Here is a 19,028-nt window from a genome sequence, read left to right as displayed (position 1 = left end):
GCAAGGCCATGCCATGAACTGGATCTCCAACGTCGTCCGGCCGAAGATCCGCGGCTTCCTCAACCGCCGCGAGGTGCCGGAGAATCTGTGGATCAAGTGCCCGGAGACGGGGCAGCTCGTCTTCTACAAGGACGTGGAGGCGAACCAGTTCGTCATCCCGGGCTCCAACTATCACATGCGCATGGGCGCCACCGCGCGCCTCAAGTCGATGTTCGACGGCGAGACCTGGTTCGACATCGGCGTGCCGGCGGTGGCGACCGATCCGCTCAAGTTCCGCGATGCCCGCCGCTACACCGACCGCCTCAAGGATGCCCGCGCCAAGACCGGGCTCGGCGATGCGGTCAAGCTCGGCTACGGCAAGCTCGAAGGGTTGGCCGTGGTGATCGGCGCCCAGGAGTTCGACTTCATGGGCGGCTCGCTCGGCATGGCGGCCGGCGAGGCGATCATCGCCGGCATCGAGACCGCCATCGACAAGCAGACGCCCTTCGTGCTGTTCGTCTCCTCGGGCGGCGCCCGCATGCAGGAGGGCATCCTGTCGCTGATGCAGATGCCGCGCACCACGGTCGCGGTGCAGCGGCTGCGCGAGGCGAAGAAGCCCTACATCGTGGTGCTCACCAACCCGACCACCGGCGGGGTCACCGCTTCCTACGCGATGCTGGGCGACGTCCACATCGCCGAGCCGGGCGCGCTGATCGGCTTCGCCGGCCCGCGGGTGATCGAGCAGACCATCCGCGAGCGGCTGCCCGACGGCTTCCAGAAGGCCGAGTATCTCAAGGCGCACGGCATGGTCGACATGGTGGTGCATCGCCACGAGATGCGCGCCACCGTGGCGCGCATCTGCCGGCTGCTCACCAAGGCGCCGGCGCCGGAGCCGCCCACCAACCTGCCGGCGGTCGCCGAGCAGCCGCCGCAGCAGCCGGCCGAGCCGGTGCCGTGACGGCCGCGGGGTGTCGGGCCATGATGGTTGGGCAGCCTCGGCCGGCCGCATGACCGTTCCCGTCGACGCCATCCTGGCGCGGCTGCTCGCTCTGCATCCGCGCCGCATCGATCTCACCCTCGACCGCATGTGGCGGATGCTGGTGGCGCTCGGTCATCCGGAGCGGCGGCTGCCGCCGGTGATCCATGTGGCCGGCACCAACGGCAAAGGCTCCACCGTCGCCTTCATGCGCGCCATGCTGGAGGCCGACGGCCGCCGCGTCCACGTCTACACCTCGCCCAACCTGGTGCGGCTGGCGGAGCGGTTCCGGCTCGGCCGCGCCGGCGGCGGCGAGCTGGTCTCCGACGCCGAGCTCGCCGAGGTGCTGGAGCATTGCGAGCAGGTGAATGCCGGCGCGCCGATCACCGTGTTCGAGATCGAGACGGCGGCCGCCTTCGTGCTGTTCTCACGCCATCCGGCCGACGTGCTGCTGCTCGAGGTAGGGCTCGGCGGCCGGCTCGACGCCACCAACGTGCTGGCGCACCCGCTCGCCACCGTGGTGACGCCGGTGTCGATGGATCATGTCGAGTTCCTCGGCGACACCGTCGCCAAGATCGCGGCCGAGAAGGCCGGCATCTTCAAGCGCGGCGTCCCGGCCGTCATCGCCCGTCAGCTCGACGTCGCCCGCGACACCCTGATCGAGCGGGCCGAGGCGGTGGGGGCGCGGCCCCATGTCGCCGGCCAGGACTGGGTCGCCGGCGAGGAGCGCGGCCGCCTGGTGTTCCAGGACGGAGACGGGCTGATCGACCTGCCGGCGCCGCGGCTGTTCGGTCGCCATCAGTTCGACAATGCCGGCACCGCCATCGCGGCGCTGCGGGCCGCCGGGCTCGGCCTGCCGACGGCCGCCTACGAGCAGGGGTTGGTGAAGGCCGAGTGGCCGGCCCGCATGCAGCGTCTCGTCGCCGGGGCGCTCGTCGCCGCGGCACCGCCCGGCAGCGAGCTGTGGCTCGACGGCGGCCACAACGCCGAAGGCGGCCGCGCCGTGGCGGCGGCGCTCGGCGACCTGGAGGAGCGGGTGTCGCGCCCGCTGGTGCTGATCGTCGGCATGCTGTCCACCAAGGACGTCGCCGCCTTCGTGCAGAACTTCGTCGGCCTCGCGCTGCGGCTGATCGCGGTGCCGCTCCGCCAGGAGAAGGGCCTGCCGGCGGAGGCGATCGCCGCCACGGCGCGCGGCCTGGGGCTCGCCGCCGACACGGCGACCGACGTGCCGGACGCGCTGGCGCGCATCGGCGGGCTCGGTCTCGATCCGTCGCCCCGCATCCTGATCACCGGCTCGCTCTATCTCGCCGGCGACGTGCTCGCCGCCAACGGCACCCCGCCGCGCTGAGGCGGCGCGGCGCGAAGCTGCGCCTCACCGATGGTCGGCGCCGACCGCCTCGGCGACCGACGCGAAGCCGTCGCGGCGCAGCAGGCGGGCGAGATCGCGCTTGATGGTCGCCGCGAAGCCCGGGCCGCGGAACACCAGCGCCGAGTAGAGCTGCACCAGCGAGGCGCCGGCGCGGATCTTGGTGTAGGCGTCGGCGCCGCTCGAGACCCCGCCGCAGCCGACGATCGGCACCCGGCCGCCGGTGTGGCGATACATGGCGCGCAGGCATTCGGTGGCGACCCCCATCAGCGGCCGGCCGGAGAGGCCGCCTTCGGCGTCGCGCCAGCGGCTCTTGAGGGTCGGCGGCCGCGTCACCGTGGTGTTGCCGACGATCAGGCCGTCGACCTTGGTGTCGACCACCACCTCGGCGATGTCGCGGATCTGCTCGTCGTCGAGATCGGGGCCGACCTTGAGGAGCAGCGGCGGCGGCCGGCGCGGCGGCGGCACGGCGCGCTCGCGGGCCGCCAGCACGCGGAACAGCAGCGCCTCCACCGGCTCGCGCGCTTGCAGCCCGCGCAGGCCCGGCGTGTTGGGCGACGAGACGTTGACGGTGACGTAGTCGGCGAGCGGCGCCACCGCCGCCATGCAGGTCTCGTAATCGGCCGCGGCGTCCTCGGTGGTGCGGTTCTTGCCGATATTGGCGCCGACGATGCCGGGGGCCGGCTGAGCGCCGGGCGCCCGGCGGGCTGCGAGTCGGGACGTGAAGGCCGGCAGGCCCTCGCTGTTGAAGCCGAAGCGGTTGATCACCGCCTCGTCCTCGTCGAGCCGGAACAGCCGTTGGCCCGTGTTGCCGGGCTGCGGCCGCGGCGTCACCGTGCCGGCCTCGACGAAGCCGAAGCCGAAGCCGAGCATGGCGTCGATCACCTCGGCATGCTTGTCGAAGCCGGCCGCGAGCCCGATCGGGTTGGTGAAATCGAGCCCGAACACCCGGGTGGCGAGGATCGGGTCGTCGGGGGGCGGGCTCGCCCGCACGACGCCGCGCTTGAGCGCCGCGACGGCGAGACCGTGCGCCTGCTCGGGAGCGAGGAAGCGCATGAGCGCCGGGCGTGCGAGGCGGTAGAGGAGATCGTGCATGGCGGTGTGTTCGGTCCGGCGGAATGGTGGGCGCGCCCCGCCAGGACGCGCACTCCGGCACTCGCGGGCCCGGCGGCCCGGCGGACGGGGGTGTTATCGCGGCGATGGGCCGGCGAGGCAAGGCGCCGGGGCCGCCGGCGGGCCGGAAAACCCGCATTCTCCACCGCCGTGTCGCGGCTCTCCGGGCGGCCGGGGCCCAGCGCCGCCGTGCGGGGCCGTGCGGCTCAGCCGGACTGGCCGGCGCGCAGCGGGACCACGTCGCGCGGACCGAGGTGGTCGGACAGCTTGATGCGGTCGTACTCGGCCCAGACGTGGCTCAGCCAGTGCCGCACATAGCCGCGCAGCACGAACGAGTAGGCGGCGGGCTCGCCCTTGCTGGTCTTGTTGGCCACGAAGGAGAGGAACGGCACCCCGGACAGCTCGACCTGCTCGGCCGCCATCTCGTTGAGCTTCGGGATGGTGATCTCCGCCACCCCCTCCAGGCGCCGGAAATAGTTGTCGTAGGTGGCCTGGTCCCACTCGAAGAACGAGGTGTTGTTGATGAAGTTCTTGACCAGATGATAGCGGGTGCCGCCGACGTGCTCGGCCGTCTCGGTGATCTCCTCCAGCGACGAAATGGTCGGCCCGAGGATGTGGAACAGCGTCAGGCTGATCTGGCCCTTGCGGGCGGCGTCGGTGAAGCCGATGTCGCGCAGCGCCCGCAGCGTCGGGGTGAGCAGCCCGGCGCGCACGTCGATGACGGTGACCTGCGCCTCCGAGAGCGAGTCGAAGACGCGCATCTGGTCGGCGACCGTGGTGATGTCGACGATCTCGGTGATCTCGGGATGGAACCGCTTGAGCGTGCCCTTGGGCGACTCGGTGTCGAAGGCGCGGGTCGGCAGCTTGCGGGCTTGCAGATAGTCGAGCAGCGTGCGGGCGACCGTCGTCTTGCCCACGCCGCCCTTGTCCGCTCCCACCAGCACGACGGCTGGGCTCGCCATGGCGTTGTCCCGGATCGTGAACGAATCAGTGGCGCAAGGTTACGCTGTCCGGCCGGCGCGTGCATGTCGGAAGCGGCACCATTCGTCGCCGATCCGCAGGCTCGGGTCGCGGCCGATGGGGGCGCATCAGCGCCGCGGACCCCAGGGACCCGGGAACGGGAAGGGGGGCCGTCCGCCGTCCGCCGGACCAGGCGGCTGGCCGGGCCAGGGGAGTGGCGATCCGGCCGGCGGCGAGGGGGGCGGCCCGGCCTCGGGGCCGGGGGCGTCGCCCCACGGGCCGTGGCGGCTCTCGGCGCCGGCGTCCGGTGCCGGAAGGTCGCCCGTCACCTCGTCCTCCGGGCCGGGCAGGGCGAGCGGGCCGGGATCGCGGCCGCCGGCGAATTTCACCAGCGAGGCCGCCCGGTCGTCGATCGAGGGGTGGGTCGCGAACAGGTCGGCGAAGCCCGAGCGCGGGTTGTCGACGCACAGCTCCATCACGGCCGAGGTGGCGCCCGGAAGCTCGCCGCGGCCCTCGATCTTGCGCAGGGCCGAGATCATCGCGTCGGGATTCTTGGTCAGCTCGACAGCGCCGGCATCGGCCAGGAATTCGCGCGAGCGCGACAGCGCGAAGCGGATCAGCGACGACAGCAGCCAGGCGACCGCCACCAGCACCACGGCGATCAGGATGGCGGCGCCGCCACCGCCCTTGCCGCGATCGCCACCCCCACCGCCATCACCGCTGCCGGAGCGCGAGCCGCTCCAGCGGGTGTTGAGCCCGACCCGGAACACCAGCTCGGCCACGAACGAGATCACCCCGGCGATGATCACCGCGATCACCATCAGGCGGACGTCGCCGTTGCGGATGTGGGTCAGCTCGTGGCCCAGCACCGCCTCGATCTCGGCATCGTCGAGCCGCGCCAGGAGGCCGGTCGTCACCGACACGGCGTACTGCTTCTCGTTCAGGCCGGTGGCGAAGGCGTTGAGGGCGTCGCTGTCGACGATCTTCAGCTTCGGCATCGGGATGCCGCGCGAGATGCACAGGTTCTCGAGCAGATTGTAGAGCCGCGGCTCGTCCTTGCGGGTGACGTCGCGGCCGCCCGTGACGGCGTCGATCATCGCCTGATGGAAGCGCCAGGCGATGGCGATCCACAGCGCCGTCGCGACGGTGGCGAACGGCGCCGCCACCAGGAAGTCGCTGCGCGCCTTGGCGAGGAGCCAGGGCAGCGAGGCGTCCACCGTCAGCGCCTCGCCGGCGAGCGCACCGGCGAACACCAGCACATAGACGAGGCCGAACAGCCCGATCAGCAGGACGACCGAGCGGCGCCGGTTCGACTGGATGTGACTGTAGAGCCCGTAGGCCATGGCGGTCCTCGGATCGGAACCGGCGGAGACGCCGGACCGTGCGGCCCGGCGGAGGCGTTCAGAACTTCACTTGCGGAGCCTGCTCCAGCGTGCGGCGCTCCTCGCCGACGTCGAAGAAGGTCTGCGGATGGAAGCCCATCGAGGCGGCGAACAGCGCCGCCGGAAACTGCTGAATGCCGGTGTTGTACTCGCTCACCGCGTTGTTGAAGAAGCGCCGCGCCGCCGCGAGCTTGTTCTCGATGTCGGACAGCTCGGTCTGGAGCTGCTGGAAGTTCTGGTTGGCCTTGAGGTCCGGATAGGCTTCCGACAGCGCGAAGAGCTGGCGCAGCGCGCCGGTGAGCTGGTTTTCGGCGGCCACCTGCTGCTCGGGTCCCTGTGCCGCCATCGCGCGGTTGCGGGCGTTCACCACCGCTTCGAGGGTGCCGCGCTCGTGGGTGGCGTAGCCTTTGACGGTCTCTACCAGGTTGGGGATCAGGTCGTGGCGCTGCTTGAGCTGCACGTCGACATCGGCGAACGACTGGCCGACGCGCTGTCGCATGGCGACGAGCCCGTTGTAGACGGTGATGACCCACAGGACGAGGACGACGAGCACTCCGAGGACGATCCAGGCGGTGGTGGACATCAACGGCCTCCAGACGAGGGGCAACGATGGGAACGGCGGCGAAGGACGGATCGGCGGACGAGAAATCGGCCGACGAGAGATCGGCCGACGAGAAATCGGCCGACGAGAGATCGGTCACCGGACAGGACGGACCGACTCCGCCGAGCGGGCGGCATTCCGGCCGGCGCCGGGTCAGCATACCGCAATGACGTGACGAGTGGGATCGGCATGCCCGCGACAACCGCACGGCGGTGTGGACGGTCCTTGGTGATGCGCGCCGGCGGGAAGGTTCATGGACCGGGTGGCACCCGGGCGCGGCGGGCGCCAAACTCGGTGGCTGAAAACAAGGGGAGCCCCACGGGCTCTCCGAGAATGCTGCGTCGGTGCAATTTGGTCGGGGGGTGGCGTGTCCCGGGCGGAGGCGCGACGCGCCGGAGACCCGAGACCCAGGGGGGCGATTGCGGAGCCTGCGGCTCTGGGCCCCGGCTCGCGGCACTGCGCGCCGCGTCCGGGGCACGAGGCCTCACGACATGCTCTCTCATACCGACGGCTGCTGATTGGCCCGCCATGCCCGGCCTTCTGGCCGCCATGACGGAGGTGCAGTCCGAGAGTGTTGCCGTTGGTATCAGATCCCCACCGATCCGGCCTCGCCCGAGCCGGACGAGGTCCGCCGGCCGGATCGGCGGGGTTCCGATGCGATCGCCTTCGTTACGATCGTCTTCGCTGCGATCCTCTCGAGCCGATCACCAGCCCCAAGGATAGGCTGCACGCCAGTACGGATAGGCGGGGGCGCCGCAGACATAGACGCGCCGCCAGCCCCACGGGGTCGCCCGCCAACGCCAGCACGAGCCGTAGTAGCTGGCGCCGTAGAAGCCGGCACCCACGAAGGCCGGGCCGATCCACGGACGCCGATAGCGCCAGTAGGGCTGGCCCCAATAGGCGCGCCGCCAGCCCGGGCCGTAGATCGGACGGTAGATGCCGGGCCGATAAAAGCGCTGGCCGCCGTAGAAGCGCGGGCCGCCATAGAAGCGGGGACCGCCGACGAAGCGCGCGCCACCGCCATAGAAGCGCGGGCCGCCGTAGAAGCGGGGTCCCCCGACGAAGCGGGCGCCACCGCCGTAGAAGCGCGGGCCGCCGACGAAGCCGCCGGGTCGACCCACGAATCCGCCGCCCCGGAAACCGCCACCGCCGTGGAAGCCGCCGCCTCGGAAGCCGCCACCACCGTGGAAGCCGCCACCACCCATCCGCTGAGCCTCCGCCGTGGTGCCGAACACCAGCACCATGGCCGCGATCGCCGCCGCGACCGCCAACCCACCGCGTAGCTGCCTGTACCAGAAGGTCATCGCTCGTCGTCTCCGAGGGTTCACGCCTCGCCCACGGGCACACTGCCACACCCGACTGAACCCGGACTGAACGACTCGGTTCCTCGCCAGTCACGTTCGCGGGAGCGGCGGAGCCCCGGCCGAACGTGCACACGCACCTCGACCGTGCGGCCGACGATGATCGGCCATCGTGCCGACTTTGCGGCGATGTTGGCTGGTGGCGAGGTCGCTTGTGGCGCGGTCGGCCTGCACAGCGTCGGCGTCGGGCCGCTGCTGGCGGTCAGGCCACCTGCTGGTCGACGATCTTGCCGGCGGCCTCGAGATCGACCGAGACGAGCTGCGACACGCCGCGCTCCGCCATGGTGACGCCGAACAGCCGGTTCATCCGTGCCATGGTGATCGGGTTGTGGGTGATGATCACGAAGCGGGTATCGGTCGACTGCGTCATCTCGTCGAGGAGGTCGCAGAAGCGATCGACGTTGTGATCGTCGAGCGGGGCGTCGACCTCGTCGAGCACGCAGATCGGCGCCGGGTTGGTGAGGAACACCGCGAAGATCAGTGCCATCGCGGTCAGCGCCTGCTCGCCGCCGGAGAGCAGCGACAGCGTCGCCGGCTTCTTGCCGGGCGGTTTCGCCAGGATGTCGAGGCCGGCCTCCAGCGGGTCGTCGCTCTCGGTGAGCTGCAATTCCGCGGTGCCGCCGCCGAACAGCGTCGTGAACAGCCGCTTGAAGTGCTCGTTGACGACCTCGAAGGAGGCGACCAGGCGCTCGCGCGCCTCCTTGTTGAGGCTCTGGATGCCCTGGCGCAGCCGCTTGATGGCGGCCGTCAGATCCTCGCGCTCGGCGGTGAGCGTCGTGTGCTGCTGCTCGATCTCGCGCAGCTCCTCGTCGGCCCGCAGGTTCACGGCGCCGAGGCGCTCGCGCTCGCGGCGCAGCCGCTCCAGCTTCTCCTCGACGGCGGCCAGCTCGGGCAACGGCGCGTCGGGCGTAAGCTCCGCGATGGCCGGCAGGGCGGCGGGCTCGACCTCCAGCACCTCGTGGATCTCGCGAGCGACGTCGGCGAGGCGGCGCTTGGCCGCCTCGTGGCGCTCCTCGGCGCGCACCGCCTGCTCGCGTGCCGACGCCATGGCGTCGCGGGCCGCGTTGGCGGCCTTGTCGGCCTCGCGCTGGGCGGTCTCGGCGGCGGCGAGCGCGTCGGCGGCGGCGCGGCGCTCCGCCTCGGCGGCCTCGACCTCGCCGATCAGCGAGCGTCGCTTGAGGGCGAACTGGGCCGGTGCCTCCGACAGCTCCTCGCGCTCGGCGGCGGTCTCCTCCAGGCGGGCCGCCAGCGTCTCGATCTGGGAGGCGGCGCTGCCCTTGCGGTCACGCCAAGCCGCGATGTCGCCGGTCACCGTGGTGAGCCGGCGGGTGGTCATGTCGATCTCGCGGGCGAGTGCCTGGGCGGCCGCGCGGGCCTCGGCCTGGGCGGCGCGCTCGCTGCCGGCGCGGCTGCGCACCTCGGCGAGCTCGGCGTCCAGCACGTCGGTCGGATCGAGCCCCTCCAGCGCGGCGGCGGCCTCCTCGGCGGCGGCCCGGGCCTCGTCGCGGGTGGCGGCGAGGCGCGACTGTGCCTCCACCAGCCCGGCGCGGCGGGCGGTGAGCCGCGACAGCTCGCGCTCGGCGGCGGCCTGGCGGTCGCGGGCGGCGTCGACGGCGCGCTGCTGGTCGCGTCTTGCCGCGCGGGTCGCGGTCTCCTGCTCGGCCGCTGCGCGCACCTCGGCCTGGGCGGTCTCGACGGCGGCCCGGCGGGTCTCCAGCTCGGCGCGCGCCATCTCCAGCTCGGCCTCGATGTCGGCGAGGCGGTTGCGCTCGGCGAGGCGGCGGGCCGCGCTGGTCGGCGCGTGCGCCGCGACCGCGAAGCCGTCCCAGCGCCACAGGTCGCCCTCGGGTGAGACGAGCCGCTGGCCGGTCTTCAGCAGGGCGGCGAGCCGCGGGCCGTCGGCGCGGGCGACGACGCCGATCTGGGCGAGGCGGCGGCGCAGCGCGTCGGGCGCCGCGGTGACCCGGGCGACCAGCGGCTCGGCGCCGTCCGGCAAGGCCGGGTCGCCGCCGTCGCCGGGCGACAGCGTCCAGCGGATCGGCGCGGTCGGCTCCACCGGGGCGTCGAGATCGTCGCCGAGGGCGGCGCCCAGCGCGGTCTCGTAGCCCTTCTCGACGGTGAGCTGGTCCATCACCGGCGGCCACAGCTGCTTGGCGTCGACCTGGAGCACCTTGGCGAGGGTCTTGGCCTCGGTCTCCAGGCGGTTGACGCGGCGCTCGGCCTCGGCGAGCGGCTGGCGGGCGACGTCGAGCGCCTGGCGGGCGGCCGAATGGGCGGCCTCGGCGCGCAGCGAGGCGGCGTCCGCCTCGGCAAGTGCCGCCTGGGCGATCTCGGCGGCTTCCGCGAGGGCCTCGATGTCGACCGCGCCGGCCGCCTCGGCCATCATCCGATCGAGGTCGGCGGTGACGCTCGCAAGCTCGGTCTCGGTGCGGCTCGCCCGCTCGCTGTGGGTGCGCACCGCGCCTTCGAGCTGGCGCCGCTTGGCCGACACGTCGGCGAGCGCCGCGGTCAGCTCGGCCAGGCGCTTCTCCACCACGGCGACGGCCGCATCGGCCTCGGCGACCCGCTCGTCGATGGCGGCGCGGCGCTCGGCCGCCGCTTCGAGATCGGCCTCGAGCGTCTCGCGCTCGGCGTCGAGCCGCGCCATGGTGCCGTCGGCGTCGGCGAGCAGGCGCGCCTCGCGCTCGCGGTCGACGCCGATCTGTTGCAGGCGGCGATCGAGCTCGGCCATGCGCTCGTTGGCGCGCGCCTCCTCGCGCTCCAGCGCGTCGCGCGCCGAGACGAGCCGTTGCAGCGCGGCGGCGGCCTTCGCCTCGGCGTCGCGCAGCGACGGCAGCGCGGCGGCGGCGAGCGCCTGCCGGGTGGCGCTCTCGGCCTGCACGCGGGTGCGCTCGGCGACGTCGCCGACGCTCGCGGTCTGCGCCTGCTCGGCCGCCACCACCTCGTCGCTCGCCTGCCGCCAGCGGACATGGAACAGCGTCGCCTCGGCCTTGCGCACATGGCCCGACAGGGCGCGGTAGCGCACCGCCTGGCGGGCCTGGCGCTTGAGCGATTCGACCTGGTTGACGAGCTGGCCGATGACGTCCTCGAGCCGCGTCAGGTTCTGCTCGGCGGCGCGCAGGCGCAGCTCGGCCTCGTGGCGGCGGGCGTGCAGGCCGGAGATGCCGGCGGCCTCCTCCAGCACGCGGCGGCGCTGCTCGGGCTTCGCCTGGATGATCTCGCCGATGCGGCCCTGATGCACGAGGGCCGGCGAGCGTGAGCCCGAGGAGGCGTCGGCGAACAGGATCTGCACGTCGCGGGCGCGCACCTCGCGGCCGTTGACGCGATAGAGCGAGCCCTGCTCGCGCTCGATGCGGCGCGACACCTCCAGCGTGTCGTCGCCGTTGAACTGGGCCGGCGCGGTGCGGCTGCCGTTGTCGATCAGGATCGACACCTCGGCGGTGTTGCGGGCCGGGCGCTTCTGGTTGCCCGAGAAGATCACGTCGTTCATGTCGGCGGCGCGCATCGCCTTGTGCGACGCCTCGCCCATCACCCAGCGCAGGGCCTCGACCAGGTTGGACTTGCCGCAGCCGTTCGGGCCGACGACCCCGGTGAGGCCCGGCTCGATGACGAAGTCGGTCGGCTCCACGAAGGACTTGAAGCCGATCAGGCGCAGCCGCTTGAACTTCATGCTCGGAATGGTCCCTGCGCGAGACACGACGAATCGAACGCGACCGACATCCTGGACGTGGATATCGTCGGCGTGCACATGGCGTGATGGCTCGGGCCCGGTCGGGTCGAGGTCTGCCGCATCGGGCCGGAGAATGAATCGATCGCGGCCGCGAAAGCAACCGGCCCGGCCGGCTTGTCCAGACCTTTGTGGCCGCCGGCGGGCTGCGCGGCGGCCCGGCGGGGCGCCGTGGCGCCCCAGTCAAGCCCTTGTCCGGCTTGAGATATCAAGCCTTGAGATGGCGGTCGATGATCTTGGCGAACTCCTCGAACGGGACGGCCCCGACGACGCGCTCGCCGTTGACGAAGAAGGTCGGGGTCGATTCGACCTTGAACTGCTGCGAGCCGCGCTTGCGAATCTCGTCGAGGCCGTCGAGCAGCTTCTGATCCTGGAGGCACGCCTCGAAGGTCTGCTGGGTGAAGCCGGCTTGCTTGGCGATGGCGAGCAGCGGCGGGATGGGGTTCTGCACCACCCACTTGCCGAACTGATGGAAGAGCGTGTCGACCATCGCGTAATACTTGTCCTTGCCGGCGCAGCGCGCCAGCATGAAGGCGCCGGCGGCGAGCGGATCGAGCGGGAATTCGCGCAGCACGTAGCGCACCTTGCCGGTGTCGATGTAGCGCTCCTTGATCTTCGGCAGCACCTGGGTGGTGAACGCGGCGCAGTGATTGCAGGTCATCGAGGCGTACTCGACGATGGTCACCGGCGCGGTGTCGGGACCGATATAGATGTCGCCGAGGGTGCTCGGCTTCATCAGCTCCGCCACGTCGACCGTGTCGGCGCGGGCCGCGACGGGAAGGCCGATGGCGGCGGCGGCGGCCACACAGGAGGCGCTGGTGACGAGTTGGCGGCGAGTGACGGGCACGGTCATCCTCTTCGGCTCGGGTCTCGGGGTCGCGGGAACTCGGGGTCTCGATTGGTCGGGCATCGATCGGGTCGACCGGCCGAGCCGCGCGCCGGGCGGGCCTCGGACGGCGTGACCACGGGTCGGGCCGCCGGCTCGCGCGTCGCGCGGTTGGCTAGCGGGTTTGCAGCGCCGAGGCAATCTGACCGCGATTTGTGGCGAGATTGCCATGGTCACGTTCCTGCGAGAACCGGCCCGCGAGAGCCGTCGGTCCGCCGGTTCGCCGGTTCGCCGGGGCCGTCGGGCCGTGGCCCGTCAGCCGCGCCTGACCGCGGCGCCGAGCCGGGCGAGCGCCGCCCGCAGGCGGTCGTCGGTCACCGCCAGGCTGTCGGCGACCGCCGCCACGGCGACCGGATCGAGGGTCGGGCGCGGCCGCCGCCGGGTGCGCCGTTGCAGCGGCGCCTGGCGCAGCGCCAGCCGGCCGATCGCCGGCCAGCCGAAGAACTGGTTGAGGCGCGCGACGATCACCCCAGCCATGTGCTGCACCTCGATGGCGGCCGGCCCCTCCACCCGCAGCACCAGGGTGGCGGGGTCGGGGGCCTCGCCGTCGCGGCTGCGCGGCCACTCGATCTTCATCGGCTCGGCGATCGCCGCCACCTCGGCGCCGACGATGTCGTCCCAGTGGGTGACGATCTCGGCCGTGGCGAAGCCGCGCCGCCGGAAGGCGGGCGACAGGCACGGGCCGACCAGGTCGGCGAGGGGGCGCGGGCGGGACCGGGCCGGCTTGTTCATCGCGGGCGGCTCTGTCAGAGGAGGCGGATGACCGTAGCAGCGCCGACCCCCGCGCGGAAGCCGTCCCGTCCCGAGCCGCAGCCCGCCGCCGCGGCGCCACCCGCCGTCGGGGCGCTGCTCGCCTGGTACGACCGCCACCGCCGCGTGCTGCCCTGGCGGGCGCCGCCCGGCGCACGCGGCGATCCTTATGCGGTGTGGCTGTCGGAAATCATGCTCCAGCAGACCACCGTCAAGGCGGTGGTGCCGTATTTCCTGCGGTTCACGGCGGCGTTCCCGACGGTGCGGGACCTCGCCGCCGCCGATCTCGACGCGGTGCTGCGGCTGTGGGCGGGGCTCGGCTACTACGCACGCGCCCGCAACCTGCATGCCTGCGCGCGCGCCGTGGTGGAGCGGCACGGCGGCGTCTTCCCGGACAACGAGGCGGCGCTGCGGGCGCTGCCCGGCATCGGCGACTACACCGCCAAGGCGGTGGCGGCGATCGCCTTCGATGCGCCCGTCGTGCCGGTCGACGGCAATGTCGAGCGGGTGATGACGCGGCTCCACGCCGTGGCGGAGGCGCTGCCGGCCGCCAAGCCCCGGGTGAAGGCGCTGGCGGCGGCGCTGATGCCGGCGCCGCGGCCCGGCGACGTCGCCCAGGCCCTGATGGATCTCGGCGCCACGATCTGCACCCCGAAGGCGCCGGCCTGTGTGCTGTGCCCGTGGGCGGAGCCGTGCGCCGCACGCCGCCGCGGCGATCCCGAGACGTTTCCGCGCAAGGCGCCGAAGCGCGAGGGGACCTTGCGCCGTGGTGCCGCCTTCGTGGCGGTGCGGGCGGACGGCGCCGTGCTGGCACGCAGCCGCCCGCCCTCGGGGCTCCTCGGCGGCATGACCGAGGTGCCGACCACCGACTGGTCGGCCGACTTCCAGACGCGCACCGCGCGCGACCATGCGCCGATGCTTGGGCTCGGGCCGAGCGACTGGCGTCGCGTGCCGGGCGTCGTCACCCATGTGTTCACGCATTTTCCGCTGGAGCTCGTCGTGCTGGTCGCGCGGGCGCCGCACGGTGCCGAGGCACCGGCGGGCTGCCGCTGGATCGCGGCCGGCGACATCGCCGGCGCGGCCTTTCCCAACGTCATGCGTAAGGTGCTGGCTCACGCCGGCGTCGCGGTCGGCCCGGCGGCGCCGCCGTCCCGACCGCGACGCGGCTGATCACCCGCGGGCGGCCGCCGTGCCGGTGACTTGCGCGGACGGCTCGCTGCTCAGCCAGCGATAGAGCACACCGCCGACGGCGCCGCCGACGAGCGGTGCCAGCCAGAACAGCCAGAGCTGCGCCAGCGCCCAGCCGCCGACGAACACCGCCGGGCCGGTGCTGCGGGCCGGGTTCACCGACAGGTTGGTGACCGGAATGCCGATCAGATGGATCAGCGTCAGGCCGAGCCCGATGGCGATCGGGGCGAAGCCGGCCGGCGCCTTGCCGTGGGTCGAACCCATGATGATGAACAGGAACATCATGGTCAGCACCACCTCGGCGACCAGGCACGAGACCAGGCCGTACTTGCCGGGCGAGTGGTCGCCGTAGCCGTTGGCCGCGAAGCCGCCGGCAAGGCTGAAGTCCGCCTTGCCGCTGGCGATCGCGTAGAGCACCGCGGCGCCGATCACGGCACCGATCACCTGGGCGACGATGTAGGGCACGACGTGCCCGGCCGGAAACCGGCCACCCGCCGCCAGGCCCACCGTGACGGCGGGATTGAGATGGCAGCCGGAGATGTGGCCGATGGCGTAGGCCATCGTCAGCACCGTCAAGCCGAACGCGAAGGAGACGCCGAGCAGGCCGATGCCGACCTCCGGAAACGCCGCCGCCAGGACGGCGCTGCCGCAGCCGCCGAAGGTGAGCCAGAACGTGCCGATCGCCTCGGCGACGAGCTTGCGCGCATCCATGATGTGTTTCCTTCGAGTACGGTTGTCGGCGGAGGGCGTGAGGACAGGACGGCTGACGCTCCGACGACCGTACGAGGTGATGAGGAAGGCGTCTCGCCGGTGCTGCCGTGCCGAGCGGTCCGCGACGCCGCGGGCGAAAACATGGCTGAGACTCACGGCCGCAGCGTGCGCTGCCGGTTCTTCTGCACGGCCCGCGGGCGGGGTTAATGCAGGCATGTGATGCCGATTCTCGTCGCTCCTCGTTCGCCCGCATGAAGAATCGAGGACGATCGAATGTGACGGTGAGGGACCGAACTAGCCGTGTGCGGACGCCCGAACTCACGCATTCGTTATCATCGCGTGACCGACCGGCGCCGAATTGTCGGCCCATTCTCGCCGCGGTCGAACGCTGTGTCAGGTCGCTGCGTTCGATCGCTGTAGTGGTCCGCGGGGTACACCCAGGCGCCGCGGGCGCGATGTCGACCCACCACGGAGCCTCCCATGAGCATCTTCGGAAAGATCATGTCGTCCATCTTCGGCCGCGCCCAGGCGGCCGAGCCGGCACCGGCCGGAGCATCGCCGGGAGCGACGGCACCGGGAGCGACGACATCTGCGGCCGGCGGGGGCGCGGCAACCGCGGCCACCGGCGGCAAGGCGCCCGTCGACGTCGCCGCGATTCTCACGGACCTCGCCGCCAAGAACAAGGAGAAGCTCGACTGGCGGCGCTCCATCGTCGACCTGATGAAGCTGCTCGATCTCGACAGCAGCCTTTCGGCCCGCAAGGAGCTGGCGAAGGAGCTGGGCTACACCGGCGACACCGGCGATTCGGCCGCCATGAATGTGTGGCTGCACAAGCAGGTGATGCGCAAGCTCGCCGAGAACGGCGGCAAGGTGCCGGACGATCTGAAGAGCTGATGCGCGGCGCGCACGGTGCGCGCAGCGCACGGTGCGCGCGGCGCCGGCCAGCATGGCGCGGCCGGCCCGGTGCCGGCCGTGGTGCGAGGCGAAACGCTACTCGGCGGCGACCGACTGCTCGGCGCGGAACGCCGCGCGCAGCGTGTCGATCGGGGCGAGCCCGGTGTCGGTCTCGACGTGCCAGAAGGTCCAGCCGTTGCAGGCGTCGAGCCCTTGCGCCAGCGCGCCGATGCGATGGATCGAGCCGACCGTGTCGCCGAAGCTGACGGCGCCGTCGGCGCGCACCAGCGCGCTGACGCGCCGCTTGGCATCGACGAGCGTCGTGCCGGGCGCCACGAAGCCGCGCTCGATGAGGGCCGCGAACGGCACGCGCGGCGCCTCGCGGGCGGTGCGGAACGGGGCGAGGCTCGCCTCGGGCAGCGCCTCGGCCGCGGCGATGCGCTCGGCGGCGGCGGCCGCGTAGTCGTGATCCCGCTCGATGCCGAGGAAGCGGCGGCCGAGCCGTTTCGCCACCGCGCCGGTGGTGCCGGTGCCGCAGAACGGGTCGAGCACGAGATCGTCGGGACGCGACGACGACAGCAGCACGCGGGCGAGCAGCGCCTCCGGCTTCTGGGTCGGATGCAGCTTCTTGCCGGCCGCGTCCTTCAGCCGCTCCTCGCCGGTGCACAAGGGCAGCGTCCAGTCGGAGCGGACCTGGACGTCCTCGTTGCCGGCCTTGAGGGCCTCGTAGTTGAAGGTGTAGCCCTTGGCGCCGGGCTCGCGCGCCGCCCAGATCAGCGTCTCGTGCGCGTTGGTGAAGCGGCGCCCGCGAAAATTCGGCATCGGGTTCGACTTGCGCCACACCACGTCGTTCAGAATCCAGAACCCGAGATCCTGAAGGATGGTGCCGACCCGGAAGATGTTGTGGTAGGAGCCGATCACCCACAGCGTCGCCGACGGCTTCATGGCGCGGCGTGCCGCCAGCAGCCAGGCGCGCGTGAAGGCGTCGTACGCCTCGAAGCTCTCGAACTTGTCCCAGGCATCGTCGACGGCGTCGACGCGCGAGTCGTCCGGGCGCTTGAGATCGCCCTGGAGCTGGAGATTGTAGGGCGGATCGGCGAACACGAGGTCGACCGACGCGGCGGGCAGCTTGGCCATCTCGGCCACGCAGTCGCCGGTGACGACACGGAACGACGACGCGGGGCGGGGAGTTAAGCGGGGCGTCCTGACGGACGCCCCGCGACGCGCAACACCCATGACTCGGAACTCGTACTTGAGCGACGCGATCGGCGACGCGAGACCTTCAACCGACAAGGGGATCATCGCCCGGCAAGGTAAAAATCGGCTTAATCCCCGGGACGGTCTGGCGCCGAAAATTGTCCTGGACCATATTCATGGACGGCATGCGGCGGCCCGCCGCAGGTTGCGCGAGGCGGCGGCGCGAGGCCGCGTCTCAGTGACGGAGCGAAGTCGATGCGCTGGGAAAACCTGCCGGAAAGCGAGAACGTCGAGGACCGTCGCGGCGACGACGGCGGGCGCGGCGGCGGTGGCTTCGGCCTGCCGATGGGCATGGGAGGCGGCGGCCTCGGCATCGGCACCATCGTGATTCTCGGCCTGATCGGCTGGGCGCTCGGCATCGATCCGCGGCTGCTCATCGGCGGTGCCGAGATGGTGACGGGCGGCCAGCAGGCCGCGCCGCCGGCGCAGAGCCAGGGCCGCACCGGCAGCCCCGAGGACCAGATGGGCAAGTTCGTGGCCCGTGTGCTCGGCAGCACCGAGGTGCAGTGGAAGGACATCTTCACGAAGGACGGCAAGAGCTATCGGGCGCCGGTGCTGGTGCTCTACAACGAGGTCACCAATCAGGCGTGCGGCGGCGTCGCCCAGGCCGCCATGGGACCGTTCTATTGTCCGGCCGATCGCAAGATCTATCTCGACACGTCGTTCTTCCGCGAGATCGAGCGCCGCTTCAAGGGCTGCGATGTCGGCTCCAAGTCGTGCCAGTTCGCCCAGGCCTACGTGATCGCCCACGAGGTCGGCCACCACGTCCAGAACCTGCTCGGCATCCTGCCCAAGGTGCAGGAGGCGCAGCGCGGCCTCTCCAAGGTCGAGGCGAATCAGCTCCAGGTGCGGGTCGAGCTGCAAGCCGACTGCTTCGCCGGCGTGTGGGCGCACTTCTCGGATCAGAAGTGGAACCTGATCGAGCCCGGCGACGTCGAGGCGGCGATGCGCACCGCCGCGGCGATCGGCGACGACAAGCTCCAGATGCAGGCGCGTGGCCGCGTGGTGCCGGACTCGTTCACCCACGGCTCCTCGGCGCAGCGCCAGCGCTGGTTCGACATCGGCCTCAAGCAGGGCTCGGTCGCCGCCTGCAACACCTTCCGGGCCGCCACGCTGTAGCGGGCTGCCGACACGGCGATTCGCCGCTCCCCGAACTCGTACACGCTCCGGGTCGGGATCTGGTTCACGACCTGGTCGTGTCCAGGTCGCTCGTCTCGGCGCGATTGACGGGTGCCGCCGCGGACGCCATCGTGGCGCCGCCACGGAGGAACGCATGCCCGGCCTCGACGACTCGCGACAGTTCGTGCCGCTCCGCATCGCGGTGCTGACCATCTCGGACACCCGCACGCCCGAGGACGACAAGTCCGGCTCGACCCTCGTCGAGCGCATCACGGCGGCCGGCCACACGGTGGCGGCGCGCGCCATCGTGATCGACGATATCGCGGCCATCCGCAGCCGGGTCGAGACCTGGATCACCGATCCGGAGATCGACGTGGTGATCACCACGGGCGGCACCGGCTTCACCGGCCGCGACGTGACGCCGGAGGCGATCGAGCCGCTGTTCGAGAAGCGGATGGAGGCGTTCGCCAGCCTGTTCCTGCTGATCAGCTTCCAGAAGATCGGCACCTCGGCAGTGCAGACCCGCGCCACCGCCGGCGTCGCCCGCGGCACCTATGTGTTCTGCCTGCCGGGATCGCCGGGCGCCTGCAAGGATGCGTGGGACGGCATCCTGGTGCACCAGCTCGATTTCCGTTACCGGCCGTGCAACTTCGTCGAGATCATGCCGCGGCTCGACGAGCATCTGCGCCGCCCGAAGGCCAAGGGCGCCACCGTGTGAGCGGCGGGTCGCCACGCCGGCGCGATGTCGGCAGCGCGCG

General features: G+C 72.0%; 16 protein-coding genes. 6 read left to right on the top strand and 10 right to left on the bottom strand.

Translation table 11 applies throughout. The features are described from left to right. Window positions 1-13: 13 nt before the first annotated feature. Together accD and ACFQUV_RS01420 are read left to right on the top strand one after the other, a co-directional pair. On the top strand, window positions 14-937 hold the full coding sequence (gene accD / locus ACFQUV_RS01425) for an acetyl-CoA carboxylase, carboxyltransferase subunit beta (protein ID WP_129608196.1): 924 nt from the start codon (window positions 14-16) through the stop codon (window positions 935-937). A 49-nt stretch (window positions 938-986) separates the two neighbouring features. Continuing rightward, window positions 987-2,303, top strand: a complete 1,317-nt coding sequence (locus ACFQUV_RS01420) for a folylpolyglutamate synthase/dihydrofolate synthase family protein (RefSeq protein ID WP_129608197.1) — start codon at window positions 987-989, stop codon at window positions 2,301-2,303. A 24-nt stretch (window positions 2,304-2,327) separates the two neighbouring features. Here ACFQUV_RS01420 and ACFQUV_RS01415 read toward each other — a convergent pair whose 3' ends face one another. From ACFQUV_RS01415 to ACFQUV_RS01380, 8 genes are all read right to left on the bottom strand, one after another. Further along, the gene (locus ACFQUV_RS01415) at window positions 2,328-3,416 is read right to left on the bottom strand and encodes a quinone-dependent dihydroorotate dehydrogenase (protein WP_129608198.1); all 1,089 of its coding nucleotides are present in this window, start codon (window positions 3,414-3,416) and stop codon (window positions 2,328-2,330) included. A 224-nt stretch (window positions 3,417-3,640) separates the two neighbouring features. Then, window positions 3,641-4,396 (bottom strand): hypothetical protein, encoded by a 756-nt coding sequence (locus ACFQUV_RS01410; RefSeq protein WP_111388809.1) that lies wholly within the window; start codon window positions 4,394-4,396, stop codon window positions 3,641-3,643. Between the two features lie 126 nt (window positions 4,397-4,522). Next, entirely contained in the window at window positions 4,523-5,737 is a 1,215-nt protein-coding gene (locus ACFQUV_RS01405; RefSeq protein WP_378394007.1) for a M48 family metallopeptidase, read from the bottom strand. 58 nt (window positions 5,738-5,795) lie between these two features. Continuing rightward, complete coding sequence (locus tag ACFQUV_RS01400; RefSeq protein ID WP_111388366.1) at window positions 5,796-6,359, bottom strand: LemA family protein; 564 nt, start codon at window positions 6,357-6,359, stop codon at window positions 5,796-5,798. Between the two features lie 722 nt (window positions 6,360-7,081). After that, entirely contained in the window at window positions 7,082-7,681 is a 600-nt protein-coding gene (locus ACFQUV_RS01395; protein ID WP_129611650.1) for a hypothetical protein, read from the bottom strand. A gap of 259 nt (window positions 7,682-7,940) precedes the next feature. Next, the gene (locus ACFQUV_RS01390; RefSeq protein WP_129611649.1) at window positions 7,941-11,408 is read right to left on the bottom strand and encodes a chromosome segregation SMC family protein; all 3,468 of its coding nucleotides are present in this window, start codon (window positions 11,406-11,408) and stop codon (window positions 7,941-7,943) included. A 265-nt stretch (window positions 11,409-11,673) separates the two neighbouring features. Continuing rightward, a complete protein-coding gene (locus tag ACFQUV_RS01385; protein WP_129611648.1) occupies window positions 11,674-12,318 on the bottom strand; it encodes a DsbA family protein in 645 nt (214 codons plus the stop codon). 288 nt (window positions 12,319-12,606) lie between these two features. Next, window positions 12,607-13,083: a DUF721 domain-containing protein gene (locus ACFQUV_RS01380; RefSeq protein ID WP_129611647.1), complete on the bottom strand. Its 477-nt coding sequence runs from the start codon at window positions 13,081-13,083 to the stop codon at window positions 12,607-12,609. 27 nt (window positions 13,084-13,110) lie between these two features. Between ACFQUV_RS01380 and mutY the strand changes: the two genes are divergently transcribed. Next, window positions 13,111-14,271 (top strand): A/G-specific adenine glycosylase, encoded by a 1,161-nt coding sequence (gene mutY / locus ACFQUV_RS01375; RefSeq protein WP_129611646.1) that lies wholly within the window; start codon window positions 13,111-13,113, stop codon window positions 14,269-14,271. On the opposite strand, the gene aqpZ is transcribed toward mutY, so the two are convergent. After that, window positions 14,272-15,000: an aquaporin Z gene (aqpZ, locus tag ACFQUV_RS01370; protein WP_129611645.1), complete on the bottom strand. Its 729-nt coding sequence runs from the start codon at window positions 14,998-15,000 to the stop codon at window positions 14,272-14,274. It abuts the gene before it with no gap. A gap of 480 nt (window positions 15,001-15,480) precedes the next feature. On the opposite strand from aqpZ, the gene ACFQUV_RS01365 reads away from it, so the two are divergent. Next, window positions 15,481-15,894 (top strand): DUF3597 domain-containing protein, encoded by a 414-nt coding sequence (locus ACFQUV_RS01365; protein WP_129611644.1) that lies wholly within the window; start codon window positions 15,481-15,483, stop codon window positions 15,892-15,894. 96 nt (window positions 15,895-15,990) lie between these two features. Here ACFQUV_RS01365 and ACFQUV_RS01360 read toward each other — a convergent pair whose 3' ends face one another. Further along, entirely contained in the window at window positions 15,991-17,130 is a 1,140-nt protein-coding gene (locus tag ACFQUV_RS01360; RefSeq protein WP_129611643.1) for a site-specific DNA-methyltransferase, read from the bottom strand. 216 nt (window positions 17,131-17,346) lie between these two features. On the opposite strand from ACFQUV_RS01360, the gene ACFQUV_RS01355 reads away from it, so the two are divergent. Continuing rightward, complete coding sequence (locus ACFQUV_RS01355; protein WP_111387008.1) at window positions 17,347-18,270, top strand: neutral zinc metallopeptidase; 924 nt, start codon at window positions 17,347-17,349, stop codon at window positions 18,268-18,270. A 154-nt stretch (window positions 18,271-18,424) separates the two neighbouring features. After that, a complete protein-coding gene (gene moaB, locus ACFQUV_RS01350) occupies window positions 18,425-18,988 on the top strand; it encodes a molybdenum cofactor biosynthesis protein B (RefSeq protein WP_111387006.1) in 564 nt (187 codons plus the stop codon). The last annotated feature ends 40 nt before the right edge of the window (window positions 18,989-19,028 follow it).

Origin of the sequence: Rhodoplanes sp. P11 (assembly GCF_964266735.1) — a bacterium.
GTDB lineage: Bacteria > Pseudomonadota > Alphaproteobacteria > Rhizobiales > Xanthobacteraceae > Rhodoplanes > Rhodoplanes serenus.
The sequence above is the reverse complement of the archived record's forward strand: the minus strand, read 5'-3'. Positions and strand labels throughout refer to the sequence as shown.